This is a genomic window from Streptomyces sp. NPDC001700 (genome assembly GCF_053596435.1).
In genome coordinates this window covers 136,902-162,164 of the sequence record NZ_JBSFGE010000016.1, presented here as the reverse complement: position 1 = coordinate 162,164, position 25,263 = coordinate 136,902, and the positions used below count along the sequence as shown (strand labels likewise).

The 25,263-nt window shown below is 69.6% G+C and carries 20 protein-coding genes; 9 read left to right on the top strand and 11 right to left on the bottom strand.

Going from position 1 to position 25,263, the window contains the following annotated elements; all coding sequences use genetic code 11:
- Window positions 1-17: 17 nt before the first annotated feature.
- From ACWC5C_RS27870 to arc, 3 genes are all read right to left on the bottom strand, one after another.
- A complete protein-coding gene (locus tag ACWC5C_RS27870; protein WP_123101079.1) occupies window positions 18-236 on the bottom strand; it encodes a ubiquitin-like protein Pup in 219 nt (72 codons plus the stop codon).
- Window positions 237-371: 135 nt separating this feature from the next.
- Window positions 372-1,883: a depupylase/deamidase Dop gene (gene dop, locus ACWC5C_RS27865; protein ID WP_450879666.1), complete on the bottom strand. Its 1,512-nt coding sequence runs from the start codon at window positions 1,881-1,883 to the stop codon at window positions 372-374.
- A gap of 149 nt (window positions 1,884-2,032) precedes the next feature.
- Window positions 2,033-3,799: a proteasome ATPase gene (arc, locus tag ACWC5C_RS27860; protein WP_385445313.1), complete on the bottom strand. Its 1,767-nt coding sequence runs from the start codon at window positions 3,797-3,799 to the stop codon at window positions 2,033-2,035.
- Window positions 3,800-4,056: 257 nt separating this feature from the next.
- Here arc and ACWC5C_RS27855 point away from each other — a divergent pair, with 257 nt between their 5' ends.
- On the top strand, window positions 4,057-4,347 hold the full coding sequence (locus ACWC5C_RS27855; RefSeq protein ID WP_009719184.1) for a ferredoxin: 291 nt from the start codon (window positions 4,057-4,059) through the stop codon (window positions 4,345-4,347).
- A 50-nt stretch (window positions 4,348-4,397) separates the two neighbouring features.
- Here ACWC5C_RS27855 and ACWC5C_RS27850 read toward each other — a convergent pair whose 3' ends face one another.
- The 3 genes from ACWC5C_RS27850 to ACWC5C_RS27840 form a co-directional block, all read right to left on the bottom strand.
- On the bottom strand, window positions 4,398-5,003 hold the full coding sequence (locus tag ACWC5C_RS27850) for a hypothetical protein (protein ID WP_450879664.1): 606 nt from the start codon (window positions 5,001-5,003) through the stop codon (window positions 4,398-4,400).
- A gap of 127 nt (window positions 5,004-5,130) precedes the next feature.
- Window positions 5,131-6,042: a tRNA (adenine-N1)-methyltransferase gene (locus ACWC5C_RS27845; protein ID WP_450879662.1), complete on the bottom strand. Its 912-nt coding sequence runs from the start codon at window positions 6,040-6,042 to the stop codon at window positions 5,131-5,133.
- A 72-nt stretch (window positions 6,043-6,114) separates the two neighbouring features.
- A complete protein-coding gene (locus ACWC5C_RS27840) occupies window positions 6,115-7,359 on the bottom strand; it encodes a site-2 protease family protein (RefSeq protein ID WP_450879660.1) in 1,245 nt (414 codons plus the stop codon).
- A gap of 128 nt (window positions 7,360-7,487) precedes the next feature.
- Between ACWC5C_RS27840 and ACWC5C_RS27835 the strand changes: the two genes are divergently transcribed.
- Together ACWC5C_RS27835 and ACWC5C_RS27830 are read left to right on the top strand one after the other, a co-directional pair.
- On the top strand, window positions 7,488-8,420 hold the full coding sequence (locus ACWC5C_RS27835) for a RecB family exonuclease (RefSeq protein ID WP_385445305.1): 933 nt from the start codon (window positions 7,488-7,490) through the stop codon (window positions 8,418-8,420).
- Between the two features lie 13 nt (window positions 8,421-8,433).
- The gene (locus ACWC5C_RS27830) at window positions 8,434-9,105 is read left to right on the top strand and encodes a response regulator (protein ID WP_009719179.1); all 672 of its coding nucleotides are present in this window, start codon (window positions 8,434-8,436) and stop codon (window positions 9,103-9,105) included.
- Window positions 9,106-9,167: 62 nt separating this feature from the next.
- Here ACWC5C_RS27830 and ACWC5C_RS27825 read toward each other — a convergent pair whose 3' ends face one another.
- The 4 genes from ACWC5C_RS27825 to metH form a co-directional block, all read right to left on the bottom strand.
- A complete protein-coding gene (locus ACWC5C_RS27825; protein ID WP_450879658.1) occupies window positions 9,168-10,763 on the bottom strand; it encodes an ABC transporter substrate-binding protein in 1,596 nt (531 codons plus the stop codon).
- Between the two features lie 56 nt (window positions 10,764-10,819).
- On the bottom strand, window positions 10,820-12,424 hold the full coding sequence (locus tag ACWC5C_RS27820; protein ID WP_450879656.1) for an ABC transporter substrate-binding protein: 1,605 nt from the start codon (window positions 12,422-12,424) through the stop codon (window positions 10,820-10,822).
- A 339-nt stretch (window positions 12,425-12,763) separates the two neighbouring features.
- Complete coding sequence (locus tag ACWC5C_RS27815; protein ID WP_450879654.1) at window positions 12,764-13,465, bottom strand: HAD family hydrolase; 702 nt, start codon at window positions 13,463-13,465, stop codon at window positions 12,764-12,766.
- A gap of 127 nt (window positions 13,466-13,592) precedes the next feature.
- Window positions 13,593-17,099 (bottom strand): methionine synthase, encoded by a 3,507-nt coding sequence (gene metH / locus ACWC5C_RS27810; RefSeq protein WP_450879652.1) that lies wholly within the window; start codon window positions 17,097-17,099, stop codon window positions 13,593-13,595.
- A gap of 234 nt (window positions 17,100-17,333) precedes the next feature.
- On the opposite strand from metH, the gene ACWC5C_RS27805 reads away from it, so the two are divergent.
- From ACWC5C_RS27805 to ACWC5C_RS27780, 6 genes are all read left to right on the top strand, one after another.
- Window positions 17,334-18,098: an IclR family transcriptional regulator gene (locus tag ACWC5C_RS27805; RefSeq protein WP_450879650.1), complete on the top strand. Its 765-nt coding sequence runs from the start codon at window positions 17,334-17,336 to the stop codon at window positions 18,096-18,098.
- A 345-nt stretch (window positions 18,099-18,443) separates the two neighbouring features.
- Entirely contained in the window at window positions 18,444-19,238 is a 795-nt protein-coding gene (locus ACWC5C_RS27800; protein ID WP_450879649.1) for an MIP/aquaporin family protein, read from the top strand.
- A 37-nt stretch (window positions 19,239-19,275) separates the two neighbouring features.
- Window positions 19,276-20,823 carry a glycerol kinase GlpK gene (gene glpK / locus ACWC5C_RS27795; RefSeq protein ID WP_450879647.1) on the top strand — a complete coding sequence of 516 codons (1,548 nt, stop codon included), beginning with the start codon at window positions 19,276-19,278 and terminating at the stop codon, window positions 20,821-20,823.
- Window positions 20,824-20,828: 5 nt separating this feature from the next.
- The gene (locus ACWC5C_RS27790; RefSeq protein ID WP_450879645.1) at window positions 20,829-22,439 is read left to right on the top strand and encodes an FAD-dependent oxidoreductase; all 1,611 of its coding nucleotides are present in this window, start codon (window positions 20,829-20,831) and stop codon (window positions 22,437-22,439) included.
- Window positions 22,440-22,705: 266 nt separating this feature from the next.
- Entirely contained in the window at window positions 22,706-23,176 is a 471-nt protein-coding gene (locus ACWC5C_RS27785; protein WP_385445288.1) for a hypothetical protein, read from the top strand.
- A gap of 110 nt (window positions 23,177-23,286) precedes the next feature.
- Window positions 23,287-23,958: a FadR/GntR family transcriptional regulator gene (locus ACWC5C_RS27780; RefSeq protein ID WP_385445287.1), complete on the top strand. Its 672-nt coding sequence runs from the start codon at window positions 23,287-23,289 to the stop codon at window positions 23,956-23,958.
- A 433-nt stretch (window positions 23,959-24,391) separates the two neighbouring features.
- Here the strand turns inward: ACWC5C_RS27780 and ACWC5C_RS27775 are convergent, their stop codons facing one another.
- On the bottom strand, window positions 24,392-25,255 hold the full coding sequence (locus ACWC5C_RS27775) for an amidohydrolase family protein (protein ID WP_450879643.1): 864 nt from the start codon (window positions 25,253-25,255) through the stop codon (window positions 24,392-24,394).
- Window positions 25,256-25,263: the final 8 nt, after the last annotated feature.

Sequence of the window (25,263 nt, the reverse complement as noted above, 5' to 3'; positions counted from 1 at the left end):
ACGGAGGGGGACGCGCCTTACTCTCCGCCCTTTTGCACGAAGGACCGCACGAAGTCCTCCGCGTTCTCCTCGAGGACGTCGTCGATCTCGTCCAGCACGGAGTCGACGTCGTCGGAGAGCTTTTCCTGCCGCTCCTTGAGATCCTCCGCGGCCTGTGCGTCCTGCGCCTGCTCCTCGACCTCCTCGGTCTGGCGCGACGCCTTCTGCTGACCGCCGCCGGTGTCCTTGGTCGCCATGTCCCTCACCCCGCTCGGTTCGCCCGCTGATTCGATCGGTCTCAAGATCAGACCCTACAAGCAGGGTCCGACATCGGCCTCCCACTCGCTACAACGCGTGGAGGCCACCACCATGATTCCCGGTCGGAGCCCATTTCAGCCTCCGGACAGCACCCGGACCAGGTCCTCGGCCGTGCGGCAGCGGTCCAGCAGCTCCTTGACGTGGTTGCGGGTGCCCCGCAGCGGCTCCAGCGTGGGGACCCGCTGCAGAGAGTCACGGCCCGGGAGGTCGAAGATCACCGAGTCCCAGGAGGCCGCGGCCACGTCGTCCGCGTACTGCTCCAGGCAGCGGCCGCGGAAGTAGGCGCGGGTGTCCTCCGGGGGCTTGTTCTGGGCCCGTGCCACGTCGGAGTCGTCCAGCAGCCGCTTCATCTTGCCGCGCGCCGCCAGCCGGTTGTACAGGCCCTTCTCGGGCCGTACGTCGGCGTACTGCAGGTCGACCAGATGGAGCCGGGCGGCGTCCCACTCCAGGCCGTCGCGCCTGCGGTAGCCCTCCAGCAGCTCGCGCTTGGCCACCCAGTCCAGCTCGCCGGACAGGGACATCGGATCGCGCTCCAGCCGGTTGAGCACGTCCTCCCAGCGGGTCAGCACGTCCCGGGTCTGGTCGTCCGCGTCGGCTCCGAAGCGGTCCTCGACGTACTTGCGGGCCAGCTCGAAGTACTCCATCTGGAGCTGTACGGCGGTCAGCGTACGGCCGCTGCGCAGCGTGATCAGGCGCTGCAGCGTCGGGTCGTGCGAGACCTGGTGCAGCGTGCGGACCGGCTGGTCGACGGCCAGGTCGACGGCGATGAAGCCGTCCTCGATCATCGACAGCACCAGCGCGGTGGTGCCGAGCTTGAGGTAGGTCGACAGCTCGGAGAGGTTGGCGTCGCCGATGATCACATGCAGGCGGCGGTACTTCTCGGCGTCGGCGTGCGGCTCGTCGCGGGTGTTGATGATGGGCCGCTTGAGGGTGGTCTCCAGACCGACCTCGACCTCGAAGTAGTCCGCCCGCTGGCTGATCTGGAAGCCGTGCTCGTGCCCGTCCTGGCCGATGCCGACGCGGCCCGCGCCGGTGACGACCTGGCGGGAGACGAAGAACGGCGTCAGATGGCGCACGATGTCCGAGAAGGGGGTCTCCCGCTTCATCAGGTAGTTCTCGTGCGTGCCGTAGGACGCGCCCTTGTTGTCGGTGTTGTTCTTGTACAGGTGGATCGGCTGGGCGCCGGGCAGCTCGGCGGCGCGCCTCGCGGCCTCGGCCATGATGCGCTCGCCCGCCTTGTCCCAGAGCACCGCGTCCCGCGGGTTGGTGACCTCGGGGGCGGAGTACTCGGGATGCGCGTGGTCGACGTAGAGCCGTGCACCGTTGGTGAGGATGACGTTGGCCAGGCCGATGTCCTCGTCCGTGAGCTGACTGGCGTCCGCGGACTCACGCGCGAGGTCGAAGCCGCGGGCGTCCCGCAGCGGGTTCTCCTCCTCGAAGTCCCAGCGGGCGCGGCGCGCCCGGTGCATCGCCGCCGCGTAGGCGTTGACGACCTGGGATGAGGTGAGCATGGCATTGGCGTTCGGGTGCCCCGGGACGGAGATCCCGTACTCCGTCTCGATACCCATTACGCGCCGTACGGTCATGCGGCCCTCCTAGCCCGACGCCGCCCCAAGCCGGGGCCGACGCTCAAGTACCGCTGCGCGGCTCGTAGGACTCATACGATGAATGCCGTCCGAAAAGCGCATCCGGCTGCGGATGCCCCGTCCAGGACATCCGCAGCCGGACAGCGGTCTTACAGGTACTGACCGGTGTTGGCCACCGTGTCGATGGAGCGTCCCGTGTCCGCGCCCTGCTTTCCGGTGACCAGGGTACGGATGAAGACGATCCGCTCGCCCTTCTTACCGGAGATGCGGGCCCAGTCATCCGGGTTCGTGGTGTTGGGCAGGTCCTCGTTCTCCTTGAACTCGTCCACGCACGCGGCGAGCAGATGGGAGACCCTGAGGCCCTTCTGGTTGTGGTCGAGGAATGCCTTGATGGCCATCTTCTTCGCCCGGTCCACAATGTTCTGGATCATGGCGCCGGAGTTGAAGTCCTTGAAGTAGAGGACTTCCTTGTCACCATTGGCGTAGGTGACCTCCAGGAAGCGGTTCTCCTCGGATTCCGCGTACATCTGCTCGACGACCGACTGAATCATGCCGGCGACGGCTGCCTTGGCCGAGCCGCTGTGCTCGGCGAGGTCGTCCGTGTGGACCGGCAGGGTGGCGGTCAGGTACTTCGAGAAGATGTCCTTGGCGGCCTCGGCGTCCGGACGCTCGATCTTGATCTTCACATCGAGGCGGCCGGGGCGCAGGATGGCCGGGTCGATCATGTCCTCGCGGTTCGAGGCGCCGATGACGATGACGTTCTCCAGGCCCTCGACACCGTCGATCTCGGAGAGCAGCTGGGGGACGATGGTGTTCTCCACGTCCGAGCTGACTCCGGAGCCGCGGGTGCGGAACAGGGAGTCCATCTCGTCGAAGAAGACGATGACCGGAGTGCCCTCGCTGGCCTTCTCCCGGGCCCGCTGGAAGACCAGCCGGATGTGCCGCTCGGTCTCACCGACGTACTTGTTGAGCAGCTCGGGGCCCTTGATGTTGAGGAAGAAGCTCTTCCCCGCGGGCTTGCCGGTGACTTCGGCGACCTTCTTGGCAAGGGAGTTGGCGACGGCCTTCGCGATCAGCGTCTTGCCGCAACCGGGCGGGCCGTACAGCAGCACGCCCTTGGGCGGCCGCAGTTCGTGCTCCTTGAACAGGTCGGGGTAGAGGTACGGAAGCTCGACCGCGTCCCGGATCAGCTCGATCTGGTTCCCCAGGCCGCCGATCTTGGTGTAGTCGATGTCCGGAACCTCTTCGAGGACGAGTTCCTCGACCTCGCTCTTCGGCACGACCTCGTAGACGTAGCCGGAGCGGGGCTCCAGCAGCAGGGCGTCACCGGGGCGGATGGTGGTTTCCAGCAGCGGCTCGGCGAGCCGCACCACGCGCTCCTCGTCGGTGTGCCCGATGACCAGGGCCCGCTCGCCGTCCTCAAGGACCTCCTTGAGGGTGACGATGTCCCCGGCGCGCTCGAACTCCATGGCCTCGACCACGTTGAGCGCCTCGTTGAGCATGACCTCCTGGCCCTTCTGGAGGTCATCGAGCTCGACGCTTGGGCTGACATTCACGCGGAGTTTACGGCCTCCGGTGAAGATGTCGGCTGTGCCGTCCTCGTTCGCCTGCAGAAAGGCACCGAAACCGGCCGGCGGCTGGGCGAGCCGGTCGACCTCCTCCTTGAGGGCCACGATCTGGTCGCGGGCCTCACGGAGGGTGTTCGCGAGCCGCTCGTTCTGGGCGGAGACTCCCGCCAGATTGGTCTGCAGCTCGACGATCCGCTCTTCGAGAATCCTCGTGTGACGCGGAGAGTCGGCGAGCTTGCGGCGCAGGACGGCGATTTCCTGCTCGAGATAGGCAACCTGACCGGCGGGGTCATCAGACCCCCGCCCCGGCCGGATGCCGCGGTTGATGTCGTCGTCGTGGGCTGCCACGGTCCTCACCTCCTCCAAGGGGAGCTGGACGCTTCCTGACCCTACCTGGGCCGGTGCGGGTTGAAACCCCTAGATCACAAACCCGGTCGGCGTGTGTCCGATCTTCACCCTTGCGCACTCCCTCACGCCAGGTGAATACCCACCCAACAACATCGGAAAGCGAGCGGTTGTATCGTCGACCCGGTCAACACCCGCCAGTGCTGGCGATATTTAGTCAATGTTGAATCGCGTATCGAGGGAACGGCAGGCGACGCACCGTGCGGAACGAGGAGCTCGGCGATCTTGAAGTCTGGATTGACCAGGACCTGTGCACGGGGGATGGGATCTGTGCCCAGTACGCGCCCGAGGTCTTCGAACTCGACATCGACGGTCTAGCCTACGTCAAGAGCGCCGACGACGAGCTTCTGCAGGACAAGGGCGCGACCACCAAGGTGCCGCTGCCACTGCTCACCGAGGTGGTGGATTCGGCCAAGGAATGCCCGGGCGACTGCATCCATGTGCGGCGCGCCGCGGACCAGGTCGAGGTGTACGGCCCGGACGCCGAGTAGCGCCCGGGCGCCGCGCGGCGGAGGACCCGCGCGGGACGCTGCGTGAGCGGTCAGACACTCCCCGGCACGGGCAGTGCCTTCAGTACGAACTCGCCGTCCCGCCACTGCCAGTTGACCTTGCGCTGCAGATCGGGACAGCACCGCGGGACCTTCGTCGACGAGTAGCCCAGCAAAGTGGCCGAAACCTTCGTTCCGCGCACCGCGAAATCCTGGATGCTCATCCCCTCCTTCGGGTCGACGAAGGTCGCCACGATCTGGGGGGCCGCACCCGGGCGGGACGGCTGCGCGAGGACGTAGACCCCGCTGGGCGGGTTTCCGGCCGCGGTCTCGCAGCGCACCACGGCGACCGTTTCCGGCCGTCCGTCGCCGTCCAGATCTCCCGAGGCGCGGTCCACGACGCCGACCTCGGCCCGGCCGCAGTCCATCGGATAGTGCGCGGCCCGCGGGTCGGGGGCCTTCGCCTTCGCGAGCGGCAGATCGCCGCTGGGCGCGGAGAGGGTGGTGGGGGCCGCGCTGGCCTTGGCGTCGGCGGGCTGGAAGGCCGACGCTCCGGCGACGACGGCGGCCACGGCGGCCGCGGTCGCGATCCAGTGCACCGGACGGGGACGAGTGTGCGCGAGATCCGGGCCCAGAGGCTGCACGCGGGATGACTCCATGAGATGGCTGCGGCGGAGGGGGTGCTCCGCATCGTGCCACATCTCACACCGGCGCGGCCACCGCCCCGCACGGGGGAAGTCGGTGGCCGCGCCGAGTCGTTGATACGAGGGGCGTCAGTGGGAGGCGTCAGCCGCGGTCGGCCGAGGTGTCCTTCCCGCTGCCGTAGCCCGGGTAGTCGTCGCCGTACGCGCCCTTGGCGGGACGGCGGCGGCGGAGCGGCGGCTCCACGCCGTCCGCGAGGCGGCGGGCGGTGAGCAGGAAGCCGGTGTGGCCGATCATGCGGTGGTCGGGGCGGACCGCCAGGCCTTCGACGTGCCAGGTGCGGACCATGGTCTCCCAGGCCGACGGCTCGTTGAAGGTGCCGTGCTCGCGGATGGACTCCACGGTGCGGGCGAGCTGGGTGGTGGTGGCGACGTAGGCGCACAGGATGCCGCCGGGCACGAGCGCCTTGGAGACGGCCTCCAGGCACTCCCAGGGGGCGAGCATGTCCAGGATGACGCGGTCGACGTCGGTGTCGGACAGGTTGTCCTGGAGGTCGCCGACGGTCAGCTGCCAGGCGGGGTGCGGGGCCCCGAAGTAGCGCTCGACGTTCTGCGAGGCGATGTCGGCGAAGTCGGACCGGCGCTCATAGGAGTGCAGCATGCCCTGGTCGCCGATGGCCCGCAGCAGGAAGGTGGAGAGCGACCCGGAGCCGACGCCCGCCTCGACGACACGGGCGCCGGGGAAGATGTCGGCCATCGCCAGGATCTGCCCCGCGTCCTTGGGGTAGACCACAGCGGCACCGCGTGGCATGGACAGGACATAGTCGGGGAGCAGGGGACGCAGCGCGAGATACGCGACGTTTCCCGTGGTGCGCACGACAGTTCCCTCGGGGGCGCCGATCAGCTCGTCATGGGGGAAGGAACCCTTGTGGGTGTGGAAATTCTTCCCGGCTTCGAGCGTGAACGTGTAGTGGCGTCCCTTGGGGTCGGTGAGCTGGACCTGGTCCCCGACTTGGAAGGGCCCGCGACGGCGGGCGGCACCGGTCGGTTCGGACATGTGAACAGCCTACCGGGACCGGGAGCCTGCCCGGGACGGCGGGCCTCGGCGGCCCGTCCGGCAGCCCTGGTGTCAGGCCGTCGGAGTGCGTGCCATGGCGTTGACGAAGGCGCGCTCGACGTCCGCCGTGGAGAGCACGCCGTAGATCTCGCCCGTCTCCTCCACCACCAGGTACTCGGTCGCGGGGGTGGCGCGCAGGGTGTCCAGCAGCTCCTCGCCGGTCAGCTCGGCGGAGACCCGCATGCCGTCCTTGAGGTCCTGGGCGAGGCCGCTGACCGCGACCCAGGGGCGCCGGTGCTCCGGGACGCCCACGATGGCCGCCTCCCGCACCACGGCGGTCGGGGCGCCGTGGCCGTCCACCACGACCAGGGCGCGCGCCCCCGCCTCGTTGGCCCGCCGCAGCGCCTCGGACAGCGGGGTGTCGGACGCGACGGGCACGGCGCGCCGGGTGAGCGTACGGGCGCGCAGGTCCGGCAGGCGCTCCCGCAGCCGGGCCATCCGCAGGCTGTTGCCCGCCCCGGTCCAGATGATCGCGGCCAGTATGGCGGCGAGCAGCGCGTCGGTGAGCGAGTCGACGCTGCCGAAGTCCTTGGGCTCCCCGCCGAGGCCGCCCGCCTGGGTGAGCCAGGGCAGCCCCACCAGGACGGCGACGGCGAGCGCCCGGCCGGTCCAGGCGGCGGCGACGGTTCCGGCCATGGGCTTGCCGCTGACCTTCCAGACGACGGCGCGCAGCATCCGCCCGCCGTCCAGCGGCAGGCCGGGCAGCAGGTTGAACGCGGCCACGATGAGGTTGGAGATCATCAGCCCGGCGAGCAGCACTCCGGGCACCGAGTCGGGCCGCACGAACAGCATCCCGACGTAGAAGACCCCGGAGAGGATCAGGGAGAGCAGCGGGCCGACGAAGGCGAGGACGAACTCCCGGCCGGGGGTCTCGGACTCCTTCTCGATCTCCGAGACGCCGCCGAAGAACTGCAGCTGGATCCGGCGCACCGGCAGCTTGAAGCGCAGCGCGGCCACGGTGTGGGCCAGCTCGTGCACCAGGACGGAGGCGTAGAAGGCGACCGCGAAGAAGAGCGACACCAGATACCGGGTGGCGCCCAGCTCCGGCAGCACCCGCTCCAGCTGGCCGCCGAAGACCCAGGTGATGAGGGCCGCCACGAGGAACCAGCTGGGCGAGACATAGACGGGTACGCCGAAGGGGCGCCCCATGAGGATGCCGCCGCCCACCTCGCGTGGTCGGCGCGGCTTGTCCGCCTCGGGCTCGGTCGTGCGGTCCGCTCCCCCGTCGCCGGACTGCCGCTGCCCGCTGTTGTCCACGGTGTCCCCTCGTCGGATGCGTCCGTCGCACCCTGTTTTGATACGGTCCCCACGATCATGCAGTGCGAGGGGCTCGGACGTCGATGGTATGCGTCCGGCTGTCGGTGGCGGGTCGTAGGGTCGTCGCCATGGGAATCACCTCAGGGCAGCCCGAACAGGCGGATGGGGCACCGCAGTCCGGCCGCGCCGCGTCGCTCTCGCCATCCCGGGCGGCGGACTTCATGCGGTGCCCCTTGCTGTACCGCTTCCGGGTGATCGACAAACTGCCGGAGAAGCCCAGCGCGGCCGCGACCCGGGGCACGGTGGTGCACGCGGTGCTGGAGCGGCTGTTCGACGCGCCCGCCGCCGAGCGCACCGCGCCGCGCGCACGGGCGATGGTGCCGGGCGAGTGGGAGCGGCTGCTGGCGGCCAAGCCGGAGCTGGCGGAGCTATTCCGGGAGGAGGACGGCGCGGAGTCCCCGGAGCGGCTGGCCGAGTGGCTGGCGGGGGCCGAGCGGCTGGTCGAGGGGTGGTTCTCGCTGGAGGACCCGACCCGGCTGGAGCCCGCCGAGCGGGAGCTGTTCGTGGAGACCGCGCTGGAGTCGGGGCTGACGCTGCGCGGGATCATCGACCGGGTGGACATCGCGCCGACCGGGGATGTGCGGATCGTCGACTACAAGACGGGCAAGGCGCCCGCGCCGCAGTACTCGGGCGAGGCGCTCTTCCAGATGAAGTTCTACGCCCTGGTGCTGTGGCGGCTGCGCGGCACGGTGCCTCGGCGGCTGCAGCTGGTCTATCTGGGCAGCGGCGATGTGCTGACGTACGACCCGGTGGAGCGGGATCTGCTCGGGGTGGAGCGCAAGGTGCTGGCCCTGTGGGAGGCGATCCGGCTGGCGACGGAGTCGGGGGACTTCCTGCCGCGCCGGACCAAGCTGTGCGGCTGGTGCGACCACCAGGAGCGCTGTCCGGAATTCGGTGGCACTCCCCCGCCGTATCCGCTGCCCGTCATCCCGGCCCAGTCCCCGGCTCCGTCCCCGGCTCCCTCCGGGGGCGACGGCTCCGGCAGAATGGACGCGGTCTAGCGAAGGAGATTCCGTGGCGATCCGCGTCCTATTGGTCGACGACCAGCCGCTGCTGCGCACCGGCTTCCGGATGATTTTGGAGGCGGAGCAGGATCTGGCGGTCGTCGGCGAGGCCGGGGACGGTCTGCAGGCCCTCGACCAGGTGCGGGCGCTCCAGCCCGACGTGGTGCTGATGGACATCCGGATGCCGCGGATGGACGGGGTGGAGGCGACCCGGCAGATCACCGGTCCCGGGCGGGACGGCCCGGCGAAGGTGCTGGTGCTGACCACCTTCGACCTCGATGAGTACGTGGTGGAGGCGCTGCGCGCCGGGGCCAGCGGCTTTCTGCTGAAGGACGCGCCGGCCACCGAGCTGGTGCAGGCCATCCGGGTGGTGGCGGCGGGCGAGGCCATGCTGGCGCCGAGCATCACGCGGCGGCTGCTCGACAAGTACGCGGGGCATCTGCCGTCGGGTGAGGAGCCGGTTCCGGACACGCTGCACACGCTCACCGAGCGCGAGGTGGAGGTGCTCAAGCTGGTGGCCCGGGGGCTGTCGAACGCGGAGATCGCGGCGGATCTGTTCGTCAGCGAGACGACGGTCAAGACGCATGTGGGCCATGTGCTGACCAAGCTGGGGCTGCGGGACCGGGTGCAGGCCGCGGTGTACGCGTACGAGAGCGGGCTGGTCCGCCCCGGCGCGCAGTAGCCAGGAGGCGCGCGCCGGAGCGGTTACGGGCGTCAGTCCGTGAGGGGTCGGCCCGCGGATCGTCAGTCCGTGGGCGACTTCTTGATCTCCCAGAAGCGGAAGACCGTGGAGGCGTCCAGGGTCCACTGCAGTCCGGAGATGGACTCCTGGGCCACCGCGTACTGCTTGCCCTGCCACAGCGGCAGCATCGGCACGTCGTCGGCGACCAGGTCCTGGATCTTCTTGAAGTCGCCGACCGTGGCCGTGCGGCTGGGCTGGCCCGCGGTGGCCGGGATGAGCTGCCCGGTGAGCTGGGCCTGGGTGTAGTTGTTCGCCAGGACGTTGCCGGCGCCGAAGAACGGGGCGACGAAGTTGTCCGGGTCCGGGTAGTCGGGCACCCAGCCCTTGACGTAGACGGGGTAGTCGCCCGCGGCCACGCCCTTCTCGTAGGTGGCGACGTCGGTGCTCTTCACGTCCACGTCGAACAGCCCGCTGGCGTTGAGCTGCTTGGCGATCTCGTTCAGACCCGGCATGGTGCCGGGGCCGTAGCGGATCGGGGTGCCCCACAGGGTCAGCTTGACCTTGCCGGTGATGCCCTCGTCGCGCAGCGCCTGCTCGGCCTTCCCGGGCTGCGGCCGGTCGCCGTACTTGTCGAAGAAGGCCGTGTTGTGGCCGGTGATCCCGGCGGGGACGACCGAGTACAGCGGCTCGGCGGTGCGCTTGTAGACGTCCCGGACCAGGGTGGAGCGGTCGAGGAGGTACGCCATGGCCTTGCGGACGCCGAGCTTTCCGGCCACCGGGTCCTTCATGTTGAAGACCAGGTGCTGGACCTCGGCGCCGGTTCCCTCGACGACGTTCAGGTTCTTGCCGCCGCTGAGCGACTCGGCCTGGAGGTCGGCCAGGTCCTTCATGGCCAGTCCGCGGTAGGCCAGGTCGACGTCGCCGTTCTGGACGGCGTCCTTCAGCTCCTGCTGGCGGCCCTCGAAGAACTTCAGGGTCATCCCGGTGTTCTGGGCCTCGGCGGGGCCCTTGTACGAGCCGTTGACCGAGAAGTCGGCCTCCTTCTTGCTGAAGGAGTCCAGCTTGTAGACGCCGGAGCCGATCGCCTTGTTGTCGGTGCGCAGCTTGTCGGCCGGGTATTCGGCGTGGTCCACGATGGACCCGGCGCCGGAGGCGATCTTCTGCGGGAACGTGGCGTCCGGGGTCTTCAGGTTGAAGACGACGGTCCGCTCGTCCGGGGTCTTGATGCTCCCGATGCTGGTGAGCATCACCGCCGGGCCGTTCTCGTCGTTGATCCGCATGGTGCGCTCGAACGAGAACTTGACGTCCTCGGAGGTCAGCGGATGTCCGTTGGAGAACTTCAGGTCGTTCCGCAGGGTGCAGGTGAACACCTGGCTGGAGTTGTCCTTGAAGCCGCACTTCTCCGCCGCCTCGGGCTGCGGGGTGGTGCCGCCCTTGGGGAAGCTCAGCAGCGACTGGAACACGTTGTTGAACAACAGCCAGGAGCCCGGGTCGTAACCGGATGCGGGGTCGGTGGCCAGGACTTCGTCCGACATGCCCATGACGACGTGCTCACCGCTGCCCGCGGTGTCCCCGTCCTCGCTCCCACAGCCGGTGAGCAGGGCGGCGGCGATTCCAGCTCCAAGGGGAGCTGCCAGCCACTGATCACGTTTCCTCACGGGTGGTTTCCTCACAGTTTCGTCGTCTCTTTATCCGGCCCCCGTCTGGCGTTGTGTCAGCTGCCGGCGCCTCGGCCCAGCTCCCAAAGCTGCAGCATGGTCGAGGAGTCGAACGCGTATTCGGCCCCGGTGATGTTCTCTCGGGCCGCCACATAGGTGTTCCCCTGCCACAGCGGCAGATAGGGCACATCGTCGGCGACGGTGTTCTGGATGGCCTGGAAGTCTCCGGCCGTGCGGGTGCGCTGGCTCTCCTGCCGGGTCCGCGGGATCAGCTCGTCCTGCACGGCGCTGTTGCGGTACGGCGAGTTGAGGAAGTTGTCCTTGGTCAGGAAGGGCGCGATGTAGTTGTCCGGGTCCGGGAAGTCCGGCAGCCACCCCATGCCGTAGGCGGCGTACGCGCGCTTGGGGAGGTTGGGGCGGAACTCGGTCCAGCGGACGCCCTTGATCTTGACCTTGAAGAGGCCGCTGCGGTTGAGCTGGCCCTGCAGCTCCTTGAACTCCTGGGCGGTCTCCGGACCGTAGTGGTCGGTGGTGTACGTCAGGGTCAGCTTCACCGGGGTGCTGATCCCCGCACCCTGCAGGGCGCTGCGGGCGGCGTCCGGGTCAGGATCGCCGTACTCGTTGTAGAACGAGTTGGTGTGCGAGGCGACGTTGTTCGGGATCAGCGAGTAAAGGGGCTCGGCGGTCCGCTTGTAGACGTCGCGTACCAGCGCCTGCCGGTCCACCAGATGGGCGATGGCCTGCCGGACGGCCTTGGCCTTGACCGACGGGTTGTCGGTGTCGAAGACGAGGTAGCGGATGCCCTGGCCGGAGGACTCGAAGAGCCGGACGCCCTTGACCTCGCCCTTGTTGAGCTTGTCGATCTGGCCGGGCGAGAAGCCGCGGTGCACCGCGTCGATGTCGCCCTTGGTGAGCGCCTTCTCCATGGCCGAGGCGGAGTCGAAGAACCGCATCTCGACCTTGTCGTTGTCCGGCTTCACATCGCCCTGGTAGTTCGGGTTCCGGGTGAAGACCACCTTCACCAGCCGGTCGTCGCGCACCTCGGTCTTCGCCTGGTATGGGCCCGAGCCCACCAGGTCGAACCCCTTGCGCAGCGCGTTCCCCCGGTAGACCTCGCTGTCCAGGATGGCCGCGGCCGGGGTGGTGAGCTTGGACGGGAAGGTCGCGTCGGGCGCGCGCAGGTGGATGACGACCTCGCGGGCGGTCGGGGTCTCGACCTTGTCCACGTTCGAGAGCAGGGAGACCGGGCCGTTGCGGTCCTTGATCCGCAGCATCCGGTCGAGGGAGAACTTGACGTCCTCGGAGGTGAGGGCGTGCCCGTTGGAGAACTCAAGACCGCTGCGCAGGGTGCAGCGGTACTGCTCGCTCTGCCGGTCCTGGAAGCCGCACTTCTGCGCGGCGTCCGGTATCGGCTCGGTTCCCGAGCGGGGCAGCCGCATCAGCGTCTGGAGGCTGTTGTGCAGCACGCTCCACGAGGCGAAGTCGTATGCCTGGGCGGGGTCCAGCGGGGCGGGCGCGGCCTTCGAGGCCTCGATCCGGTCGGTGCTCCCCAGCACGATGGCGCCACCCTCAGCGCCCGAGCCGTCGGATCCACCGCACGCGGTGAGCGCTGACGTCAGTAGGCCCGCCACGGCCGGCAGCGCGAGCGACTTGCGCTTCATTGTCGGGAGTCTCCCTGCGATCGATCAACCACTCGCGACGAGATTAGTCCGAGGCGCCAGCCATGCTCAGACACAACGAAGTTGAGGCGATATCACGCACCGATAACGCGAAAGGTCCGCCCGATATCCGAACGCGGTCGCGTATCGTACGGGATGTCACCAATCCGGACACAAGGGCTCGCCCACATCACACCAAACGGGACGCGCAGCAGATACCCACCTCATCTGTCGACGGCATATGCAGTGATAAACATCACGCCCGAAATGCCGCTGCCGCCACACAAAAACGGGGAGCGCGTTATTCAGACTGCAATTTTCAGAAATACGCTGAGTACGCGATCAGTGCATTCCTGTGACCAGTCCGCGCAGAAATGGAAGATCGACTTCTTCCAGCGATCCGACGATGGTGCGGCCCGCCGCGGGCTCGATCGGCACGACGGACGGCACCGCCACCACCCGGCACCCGGCCGCCTCGGCGGCCCGTACGCCGGTCGCGGTGTCCTCGATGACCACGCACCGCGCCGGGTCGGCGGCCAGCCCCGCGGCGGCGAACAGATACGGGTCGGGGTGCGGCTTGGTACGGCCGATCTCGTCGCCCGCGACCGTCAGCGCGAAGTTCTCACGTCCGATCGACCGCAGCAGCCGGTCCATCACCCGCCGGTGCGAGGCGGAGACCAGGGCGGTCGGCACTCCGTGCGCGCCCAGTTCGGTCAGCAGCCGGCGCGCGCCGGGCAGCATGGGCACGGTGCCGTCCAGCAGCTCGGTGAAACGGCTGTTCAGCAGGCCGGACAGCTCGGCGAGCGCGATGTCGGCGCCGGTGGCCTCGATGAGGAACGAGGCGCTGCGGGCCATCGGGCCGCCGACCACCACCTCGCGGTACTCCTCGGCGAGGGCGTGGCCCAGCTCGGCGAAGATGGACACTTCCGCGTCCCACCAGATGTCCTCGGTGTCCACCAGGGTGCCGTCCATGTCGAGCAGGACCGCCTGCAGGGCGGAGCCTTCGGCCGTACGGGTGTCGACGGCGGGGATGCTGCTGGTCATCCAAACACCTCCGGATACGGGGCACGAAGGCCGGCCCCCTTCCACGATGTGGAAGACGACCGGCCTCTACCGGATCGACCAGTCTACGACGCGGCGCGTCGCGGCGCCTCTGGCGGGCGCCCACCGATTACCGGGCGTTGAAGTACTTCGCCTCCGGGTGATGGATGACGATCGCGTCGGTCGACTGCTCGGGGTGCAGCTGGAACTCCTCGGAGAGCTTCACCCCGATCCGCTCGGGCTGCAGCAGATCGGCGATCTTCGCGCGGTCCTCCAGGTTGGGGCAGGCACCGTAGCCGAGCGAGAAGCGGGCGCCGCGGTACTTCAGCGCGAACATGTCCTCGATGTCGCCGGGGTCCTCCCCGGCGAAGCCCAGCTCGGACCGGACCCGGGCGTGCCAGTACTCGGCCAGCGCCTCGGCGAGCTGTACGGACAGCCCGTGCAGCTCCAGGTAGTCGCGGTAGGAGTCGGCGGCGAACAGTTCGGCGGTCGCCTCGCCGATCTTCGAGCCGACGGTGACGACCTGGAGGCCGACCACATCGGTCTCGCCCGACTCCTCGGGCCGGAAGAAGTCGGCCAGGCACAGGCGGCGGCCGCGCCGCTGGCGCGGGAAGGTGAAGCGGGTCAGCTCGCTGCCGTCCTCGTTCAGCAGCACGAGGTCGTCGCCCTTGGAGACGCAGGGGAAGTAGCCGTAGACCACGGCGGCCTCCAGCAGGTTCTCCGTACGCAGCTTGTCCAGCCAGCCGCGCAGCCGCGGCCGTCCCTCGGACTCCACCAGCTCCGCGTAGCTCGGGCCGTCGCCCTTGCGGGCCTCCTTGAGCCCCCACTGCCCCTTGAACAGCGCGCCCTCGTCCAGCCAGGAGGCGTAGTCGACCTGCTGGATGCCCTTGACGACACGGGTGCCCCAGAACGGCGGGGTGGGCAGCGGGTTGTCGATGGCGACGTCGGAGCGGGACGGACCCTCCGGCTCCGGCTCGCTCACCACCGTGTCCCGCTTGGGCACCCGGCGCTGCTTGAGGGCGGGCAGCTCGGCGCCGGGGACGCCGCGCTTGACGGCGATCAGTGCGTCCATGAGGCGCAGCCCCTCGAAGGCGTCGCGGGCGTAGCGGACCTCGCCCTCGTAGATCTCGTGGAGGTCCTGTTCGACGTAGGCGCGGGTGAGGGCGGCGCCGCCGAGGATGACGGGGTAGTCGGCGGCCATGCTGCGCTGGTTCAGCTCTTCCAGGTTCTCCTTCATGATCACCGTGGACTTCACCAGCAGGCCGGACATGCCGATGACGTCGGCGCGGTGCTCCTGGGCGGCCTCCAGGATCGCGGAGACCGGCTGCTTGATGCCGAGGTTGACCACGTTGTAGCCGTTGTTGGACAGGATGATGTCGACAAGGTTCTTGCCGATGTCGTGGACGTCGCCGCGGACGGTGGCGAGCACGATGGTGCCCTTGCCGTCGTCGTCCGTCTTCTCCATGTGCGGCTCCAGGTGGGCCACCGCGGTCTTCATCACCTCGGCGGACTGGAGGACGAACGGCAGCTGCATCTGGCCGGAGCCGAAGAGTTCGCCGACGACCTTCATGCCCTCCAGCAGCGTCTGGTTGACGATGTCGAGGGCGGGCCGCTCGGTGAGGGCTTCGTCGAGGTCGGCTTCCAGGCCCTTGCGCTCGCCGTCGATGACGCGCCGCTGGAGACGCTCGTCCAGCGGAAGGGCCAGCAGTTCCTCGGCCTTGCCCGCCTTGAGGGACTTCGCGGTGGCGCCCTCGAAGAGCGCCATCAGCTTCTGCAGCGGGTCGTAGCCCTCGGCGCGGCGGTCGTAGATCAGGTCGAGGGCCGTGGTGACCTGCTCCTCGTCAAAGCGCGCGATCGGCAGGATCTTGCTCGCGTGCACGATCGCCGAGTCAAGACCGGCCTTGACGCACTCGTCCAGGAAGACGGAGTTGAGCAGGATGCGGGCGGCCGGGTTGAGGCCGAAGGAGATGTTCGACAGGCCCAGCGTGGTCTGCACGTCCGGATGGCGGCGCTTCAGCTCGCGGATCGCCTCGATGGTGGCGATGCCGTCCTTGCGGGACTCCTCCTGACCGGTGCAGATGGTGAAGGTCAGGGTGTCGATGAGGATGTCCGACTCGTGGATGCCCCAGTTGCCGGTGAGGTCGGCGATGATCCGCTGAGCGATCTCGACCTTGTTCTCCGGCGTACGCGCCTGCCCCTCCTCATCGATGGTCAGCGCGATCAGCGCGGCGCCGTGCTCGCGGGCGAGCTTGGTGACCTTGGCGAAGCGGGACTCGGGGCCGTCGCCGTCCTCGTAGTTGACCGAGTTGATGACCGCGCGGCCGCCGAGCTTCTCCAGACCGGCCTGGATGACGTCCACCTCGGTGGAGTCCAGCACGATCGGCAGGGTGGACGCGGTGGCGAAGCGTCCGGCCAGCTCCTGCATGTCGGCGACGCCGTCGCGGCCGACGTAGTCGACGCACAGGTCGAGGAGGTGGGCGCCCTCGCGGATCTGCTCGCGGGCCAGCTCCACGCAGTCGTCCCAGCGGCCGTCCAGCATGGCCTCGCGGAACTTCTTCGACCCGTTGGCGTTCGTCCGCTCACCGATGGCCAGGTACGAGGTGTCCTGGCGGAACGGCACCGTCTGGTACAGCGAGGCCGCGCCCGGCTCGGGACGCGGGTCGCGCGGGGTCGGGGTCAGGTCGCGGACGCGCTCGACGAGCTGGCGCAGATGCTCGGGCGTGGTGCCGCAGCAGCCGCCGACCAGGGACATCCCGTACTCGCGGACGAAGGTCTCCTGGGCGTCGGCCAGCTCGCCCGGGGTGAGCGGGTAGTGGGCGCCGTCCTTGCCGAGCACCGGGAGTCCCGCGTTCGGCATGCAGGACAGGGGGACGCGCGCGTGGCGGGCGAGGTAGCGCAGGTGCTCGCTCATCTCGGCGGGGCCGGTCGCGCAGTTGAGGCCGATCATGTCGATGCCGAGCGGCTCCAGGGCGGTCAGCGCCGCGCCGATCTCGGAGCCCAGCAGCATGGTGCCGGTGGTCTCGACGGTGACCGAGCAGATCACCGGGAGGTTGGCGCCGGTGGCGTCCAGGGCGCGGCGGGCGCCGAGGATCGAGGCCTTGGTCTGCAGCAGGTCCTGGGTGGTCTCGACCAGGAGGGCGTCCGCGCCACCGGCGATCATGCCCTCGGCGTTCTGCTGGTAGGCGTCGCGCAGCGTGGTGTACGGGGCGTGGCCGAGCGTCGGCAGCTTGGTGCCGGGGCCCATCGAGCCGAGCACCCAGCGCTGCTGCCCGGTCGAGGCGGTGAACTCGTCCGCCACCTCGCGGGCGATCCGGACGCCCGCCTCGGACAGCTCGAAGACCCGCTCGGGGATGTCGTACTCGCCCAGCGCCGCGTGGTTGGCGCCGAAGGTGTTCGTCTCGACGCAGTCCACGCCCGCCGCGAAGTACTCCTCGTGGACCGAGCGGACGATGTCGGGGCGGGTGATGTTCAGGATCTCGTTGCAGCCCTCGAGCTGCTGGAAGTCATCAAGAGTGGGGTCCTGCGCCTGGAGCATCGTGCCCATCGCACCATCGGCGACCACTACGCGGGAGGCAAGTGCCTCGCGGAGGGCGTCGACTCGGGCGGCGGATGCGGACGATGACGTGTGCGAGGCCATGGATGTGCTCCCTGGAGTGCGACGGCTGTCGGCTTTGCGCCCTCACTTCAGAAGGCGCACCAGGCCAGCCTAGCTGCCAAGGGCCGCGGAGAGGCGGGCGTCCCATCAGCCGGACGAACATCCTCCGGTCAGCCGCGGCGGCCTGGTGATCATTTACGTTTGGCTGTGTGTACCGCGGAGTCGACATGGACCGATAGTGTTCAGCATTGTCGAACCGCAGTCAGGAGGTTGGCGATGGCACGGAACATCCAGTCGTTGGAGCGGGCTGCCGCGATGCTACGCCTGCTCGCCGGGGGCGAGCGACGGCTGGGACTGTCCGACATCGCCTCCACCCTCGGACTCGCCAAGGGGACCGCCCACGGCATCCTGCGCACCCTCCAGCAGGAGGGGTTCGTCGAGCAGGACGAGAACTCGGGCCGCTATCAGCTGGGCGCCGAGCTGCTGCGGCTGGGCAACAGCTATCTGGACGTCCACGAGCTGCGCGCCCGCGCCCTGGTGTGGACGGACGACTTGGCCCGCTCCAGCGGCGAGAGCGTCTACCTCGGCGTCCTGCACCAGCAGGGCGTGCTCATCGTCCACCACGTCTTCCGGCCGGACGACAGCCGCCAGGTGCTGGAGGTCGGCGCCATGCAGCCGCTGCACTCCACCGCCCTGGGCAAGGTGCTGTCCGCGTACGACCCGGTGGCGCACAGCGAGGCGGCCGAGGGCGACCGGGAGCCGTTCACCAAGCGCACGGTGACCGAGGAGGACGCCTTCGAGGGCGTCCTCGCGCTCACCCGGGCGCGCGGCTGGGGCGCCGATGTGGAGGAGACCTGGGAGGGCGTCGCCTCGGTCGCGGCCCCGGTGCACGACCGGCGGCGGCTGCCGGTGGGCGCGGTGGGGATCACGGGCGCGGTGGAGCGGGTGTGCGACGACGGGGAGCTTCGCTCCGAGCTGATCGCCGCCGTACGGGACTGCGCGCGGGCGGTCTCCCGCGACCTTGGCGCCGGGCGCTTCTGACGGGGCCCCGGCACCGGCCCCGAGCCGGACTCGGCCCGGACCGCGCCCGACCTGGGCCTGGCCTGGCCTGGAGGCTGATCGTCCGTTCTGACCAGGACCTTTGGCCAGGTCTATGGTCATTCATCACGGTTTCACATCCTCCAGAGTTTTCCTCCACCCGACCCTTGACGGGGCATTCGCCGTGAAGAAAACTGCCGTTCATCGGTCGGCATTGTCGAACACCTGACGACAATATTCGCTATGGTGGACTCGCCGCGGGCCGACCAACGCCCTCCCACGAGGGCGCGGATCCCCGGCGGGACCGGGGGTTCGCCTTCCCCTGGACGAAGGACAAAGGAGTCGCGGGTGTCCAGCTCCGACATCTTCATCGGCGAGACCATCGGTACCGCCGTGCTCACCCTGCTCGGCTGTGGTGTCGTCGCAGGCGTTCTCTTGAAGCGATCCAAGGCGTTCGACGCCGGATGGGTGGCCATCACCTTCGGGTGGGGTTTCGCCGTCCTCACGGGCGCGTACATATCGGCGCCGCTCTCCGGCGCGCACCTCAACCCGGCGGTCACGCTCGGTCTCGCCATCAAGGGCGGCATCGAGTGGGGCGACGTCCCGATCTACTTCCTCGCGCAGATCACCGGCGCCATCATCGGCGCGGTGCTGGTCTGGATCGCGTACGTGGGCCACTTCCAGGCGCATCTCACCGACCGCGAGCTGGTCGGCGGTCCTGGCGCCCAGGACACGAAGAAGGCCGACGCCGCGCAGGCGGGCGACGCGGGCCCGGTGCTGGGGGTCTTCTCCACCGGCCCGGAGATCCGGAACACCGTTCAGAACCTGGCCACCGAGGTCATCGCCACCACCGTGCTGGTCCTCGCCATCCTCACCCAGGGCCTGAACGGCGAGGGCAAGGGTCTGGGCGTGATCGGCGTCCTGATCACGGCGCTGGTCGTGGTCGGCATCGGCCTCTCGCTCGGCGGCCCGACCGGCTACGCCATCAACCCGGTACGTGACCTGGGACCGCGCATCGTGCACGCCCTCCTGCCGCTGCCCAACAAGGGCGGGTCGGACTGGGGCTACTCCTGGATCCCGGTCGTCGGCCCGCTCCTCGGCGGAGCCATCGCCGGCGGCATCTACGAGATCGCCTTCGCCTAGCCCCCACCCCATCGGACTCGCAGGAGAGCAACCCACCATGACCGACACCCACACCACGAGCGCCTCCTCCCACGGACACGGTCCGTTCATCGCCGCCATCGACCAGGGCACCACGTCCAGCCGCTGCATCGTGTTCGACCGGGACGGGCGCATCGTCTCGGTCGACCAGAAGGAGCACGAACAGATTTTCCCCAAGCCGGGCTGGGTCGAACACAACGCGGCCGAGATCTGGCAGAACGTGCAAGAGGTCGTGACCGGCGCGATCACCAAGGCCGAGATCACCTCCGCCGACGTCAAGGCGATCGGCATCACCAACCAGCGCGAGACCACCCTGCTGTGGGACAAGAACACCGGTGAGCCGGTGCACAACGCGCTGGTCTGGCAGGACACCCGCACCGACGCCCTCTGCCGGGAGCTGGGCCGCAACGTCGGCCAGGACCGCTTCCGCCGCGAGACGGGTCTCCCCCTGGCGTCCTACTTCGCCGGGCCCAAGATCCGCTGGCTGCTCGACAACGTCGAGGGGCTGCGGGAGCGCGCCGAGGCCGGGGACATCCTCTTCGGCACCATGGACTCCTGGGTCATCTGGAACCTGACCGGCGGGGTCAACGGCGGGGTGCACGTCACCGACGTCACCAACGCCTCCCGCACCATGCTGATGAACCTGCACACCCTCGACTGGGATCCCAAGATCCTGACGTCGATGAACATCCCGGCCGCGCTGCTGCCGAAGATCCGCTCGTCCGCCGAGGTCTACGGGCGCAGCGCCGACGGCATCCTCCAGGGCGTGCCCGTCGCCTCCGCGCTGGGCGACCAGCAGGCGGCGCTGTTCGGCCAGACCTGTTTCGCCGAGGGCGAGGCCAAGTCCACGTACGGCACCGGCACCTTCCTGCTGATGAACACCGGTGACAAGCCGGTCAACTCGTACAACGGCCTGCTGACCACCGTCGGCTACCGGATCGGCGACCAGAAGCCGGTGTACGCCCTGGAGGGCTCCATCGCAGTCACCGGTTCGCTGGTGCAGTGGATGCGGGACCAGATGGGGCTGATCAACAGCGCCGCCGAGATCGAGACCCTGGCCAGCTCGGTGGAGGACAACGGCGGCGCGTACTTCGTGCCCGCGTTCTCCGGGCTGTTCGCCCCGTACTGGCGCGACGACGCGCGCGGCGTGATCGCGGGGCTGACCCGTTACGTCACCAAGGCGCACATCGCGCGGGCCGTGCTGGAGGCCACCGCCTGGCAGACCCGCGAGATCGTCGACGCGATGACCAAGGACTCCGGCGTCGAGCTGACCGCGCTCAAGGTCGACGGCGGAATGACCTCCAACAACCTGCTGATGCAGACCCTCTCGGACGCCCTCGACGCACCCGTGGTGCGCCCGATGGTCGCCGAGACCACCTGCCTCGGCGCCGCCTACGCCGCCGGTCTGGCCGTCGGCTTCTGGCCGGACACCGACGCGCTGCGCGCCAACTGGCGCCGGGCCGCCGAGTGGACCCCCCGTATGGAAGCGGACGTACGGGACCGCGAGTACAAGAGCTGGCTCAAGGCCGTGCAGCGGACCATGGGCTGGATCGAGGACGAGGAGTAATCTCAATGACCCCCCTGCAGAGCGTTCCTTCCCTCGGGACGCACCCGGCTGCCGGTTCGTACCCGACCCGCGCCGAAACCCGGGAACAGCTGTCCAAGGCTTCGTACGACCTCCTGGTGATCGGCGGCGGCATCCTGGGCATCACCACTGCCTGGCACGCCGCGCAGTCCGGACTGCGGGTGGCCATGGTGGACGCCGGCGACTTCGCCGGCGCCACCTCCTCCGCCTCCTCCAAGCTGCTCCACGGCGGCCTGCGCTACCTCCAGACCGGCGCGGTCAAGCTCGTCGCCGAGAACCACTTCGAGCGGCGCGCCGTCTCGCGCAGCGTCGCGCCGCACCTGTCCAACCCGCTCACCTTCTACCTGCCGGTCTACAAGGGCGGCCCGCACGGCGCGGCCAAGCTGGGCGCGGGTGTCTTCGCGTACTCGGCGCTGTCCGCGTTCCGCGACGGCGTCGGCCATGTGATCAACGCCGAGAAGGCCGCGCGGGACGTCCCGGAGCTGCGCACCGAGGGGCTGCGGGCGGTCGCCGTGTACGGCGACGGGCAGATGAACGACAGCCGCATGGCCCTGATGACGGTCCGGGGGGCGGCCGACGCGGGCGCCACCGTGCTCAACCACGCCGAGGTCACCGGGCTGCGCAAGACGGACGGCCGGGTCACCGGGGCGGAGCTGAGGGACCGCACGGACGGCACCGAGTTCGGCGTGAACGCCCGGCTGGTGCTCAACGCCACCGGCCCCTGGGTGGATCACCTGCGGCGGATGGAGGACCCGGGCGCGGCTCCGTCCATCCGGCTCTCCAAGGGCGCGCACCTGGTCCTCAAGCGGACCTCCCCGTGGCGGGCGGCGCTGGCGACGCCCATCGACAAGTACCGCATCACCTTCGCCCTCCCCTGGGAGGACATGCTGCTGCTGGGCACGACCGACGAGCCGTACGAGGGCGACCCGGCCGATGTCGCGGTCAACGACGCGGACGTCACCCAGATCCTGGACGAGGCCGCCTTCTCCATCCGCGGCCAGCAGCTCTCCCGCGACCTGATCACGTACTCGTTCGCGGGGCTGCGGGTGCTGCCGGGCGGTCCCGGCGACACCGCCAAGGCCAAGCGGGAGACGGTCGTCACCGAGGGCAAGGGCGGAATGCTCTCCATAGCCGGCGGCAAGTGGACGACCTTCCGCCACATCGGCCGCACCGTGATGAGCAAGCTCGCTCAGCTGCCGGGGCGTCCGCTCGCGGACGACATGGAGCCGATCGGGCAGCTGCCCAAGCACATGCCGCTGCCCGGGCTCGCCAATCCGCACGCGGTCGCCCACCGGCTGCTGGTGGACGGCGGTACGCCGGGCCCGCGCATGGCCGCGGACACCGCGCGCCATCTGGCGACCCACTACGGTTCGCTCTCCTTCGACATCGCGCGGCTGGCGAGCGGTGACGCGGCGCTCGCCGAGCGGATCCACCCGGACGCGCCGGAGATCTGGGCGCAGGTCGTCTACGCCCGGGACCACGAGTGGGCGCAGACGGCGGACGACGTGCTGCGGCGCCGTACGACGCTGACGATCCGCGGGCTGGACGACGACGGTATCCGGGGGCGGGTCGAGGAGCTGCTGGCCAAGCGGGGCTGAGGGCTGCTGTTTGGTCGATGCGCGGACGGCCGGGTGAGAAGACACGTTTCTTCTCACCCGGCCGCCCTTTTGTGCGGGGTGTGCGCGGGGGCTGTACGCGGGGCGCGAACTTACTCGTCAGTTAAAAATTCGCGGAATCACTCTTGCCTTCTTCGGCGGCACGCGTATCAATAGCTTTCCGTCCACGCGTGACGGACAGTCAGGAAGCGCGGACGTACCCCCCACAAGCCCACCGCTCACTTCCCCCACCCGGAAGGCAGTCCCCCATGAGACGCATCAAGCTCGGGATCGGCACGGCAATGGGAGCAGCAGCACTGGCCGCCGGCGCGCTCACGCTGGCGCCGAGCGCGGTCGCGGTCACCCCGACCACCGCGACCCTGACGGCCGACTGTGGAACGTACGGTTCCGGCCTGGCGACGCTGACCGCCACGCAGAGCGGCACCGCCGCGACGATCACTCTGTCCTCGGCGGCCGTCAAGGCGCCGATCGACATTCCGGCGGGCGCGGTCAGTTCGACCCTGACGCTGTCGAAGAACGGCTCCGGCACGACGACGTTCACCGGCAACGCCAACCCGGCCATCAAGACCGGCGCCGACGTGACCACCGGCCCGCTCAAGGGCACCGTGGCCGCGGGTGACGTGCTGGAGGCCAAGTCGCTGAAGCTGGTGGTCTTCGGCCTGATCACGGTGAACTGCACCGCCACCACCGCCCAGTCCCCGGGCCCCTTCACCTTCTGAGCCCACGCGGCGAGGACCGATAACGGACCGGCGGCGTCCCCCGAAGACGCCGCCGGTCCGCGCGCGTCATAATGGACCCATACATCGGATGTTTGACCCGGAGGTCCATCATGGCGGTCACCGACGAGGCGATCGAAAAAATCAAGGGCATGATCGTCTCGGGTGCGCTGCGCCCGGGTGACCGGCTTCCCAAGGAGAGCGAGCTGGCCGCGGATCTGGGCCTGTCCCGCAATTCGCTGCGCGAGGCCGTGCGCGCGCTGTCCCTGATCCGCATCCTCGATGTGCGGCAGGGCGACGGTACGTACGTCACCAGCCTCGATCCCCAGCTGCTGCTGGAGGCGCTGAGCTTCGTCGTGGACTTCCACCGGGACGACACCGTCCTGGAGTTCCTGGCGGTACGGCGCATCCTGGAGCCCGCGGCCACGGCGCAGGCCTGCACCCGGATCAGCGATGCCCAGCTGGACGCGCTCGGCGCGCAGCTGGACGCGCTGGGGCAGACGCCGTCGGTGGAGGAGCTGGTCGCCTGCGACCTCGAATTCCACCGGGGGATCGTGGCCGCGTCGGGCAACTCGGTGCTGTGCTCCCTCCTGGACGGCCTGTCCGGGCCCACGACGCGCGCCCGCGTCTGGCGCGGCCTCACCCAGGAGGACGCGGTGAGCCGCACCCTCCACGAACACCGCGCGATCCTGTCCGCCCTCCGTGACCGTGACGCGGAGGCGGCGCGGTCTTGGGCGACGGTGCATGTGGCGAGCGTGGAGCAGTGGCTGCGGTCGACGCTCTGACGGGGCCTTTCCCCACCCCGCCCCTTCCCGAACCGGGGCTCTGCCCCGTCCCCCGCTCCTCAAGCGCCGGAGGGGCTGGATTTTGCCGGCCGAGGCTGGTGGTGAGACGCGACCGGCCGTGGCTGGGCGGCCGCAGGCGCCGGGGGCTGGGACGTGGGGACGTCCGGGCCGGGGGCTGGGATTTGCCGGACGAGCCCCACACCCCAGCCCATCCGGCACTTGAAGACCGGGGCACAGGGCAGAGCCCCGAAACGGGAACGGACCGAGTGGGAAAACCGCCAGCGACGGAGAGGTGGGGCCTCGGGACCGCCGGACAACCCCCACACCCCAGCCCGTCCGGCGCTTGAGGACCGGGGGACGGGGCAGAGCCCCGGTTCGGGAAGGGGCGGGGTGGGGAAACCGCCAGGGGGGTTGCCGCTGCTGCTCGGCGGGCTCAGGGGGCTGGCTGCGTGGGCAGGGTGTAGGCGCGGGCGGCCGTGTTGCCGAAGACTGACGCGCGTTCGTCGGGGGTCAGGTGGGCGGTGGCCTGGGTCGCGAGGGTTACGACGTCCTCGTACGGGGCGGCCAGTTCGCATACGGGCCAGTCCGAGCCGAACAGGACCCGGGCAGGGCCGAAGGTGTCCAGGACGTGGCGGGCGTAGGGCAGGATCTGGTCCGGTTTCCAGGACTCCCAGTCGGCCTCGGTCACCAGGCCCGAGAGCTTGCAGTCGATGTTGGGGAGGGCGGCCAGGTCGGTCAGGAGAGTCGTCCAGGGGGCGCGGGCTCCGGTCGCGATGGGGGGCTTGGCCGCGTGGTCGAGGACGAAGCGCGCCTCCGGCAGCTCCCGCGCCGCGGTGATCGCGGCGGGGAGTTCGCGCGGGGTGACCAGCAGGTCGTAGACGAAGCCCGCGGCGGCCGTGGCGGTGAGGCCTCGGCGTACGTCGGGGCGGGCCAGCCAGTCCGGGTCCGGCTCGTCCTGCACCTGGTGGCGCAGGCCCACCAGCCGGTCCCCGCCGGGGCCAGCCGCCAGGGCGGCGAGCACGTCGGGCAGGCCGGGGTCGGTGAGGTCGGCCCAGCCGACGACGCCCGCGACGCGGTCGGAGGCGCCCGCCAGGGCGAGGAGTTCGCGGGTCTCGTCGTACGAGGAGCTGGACTGGACGATGACGGTGGCGTCGATGCCGTGCTCGTCGAGGTGGGGGATGAGGTCCGCCGGGGTGTACGTGCGGTTGATGGGGTCGGCCCAGGGGCCGTCCATCCACGGCTGCGGTCGGCGGGACAGGTCCCACAGGTGGTGGTGGGCGTCGATTCGGCGCGACACAGGCTCTC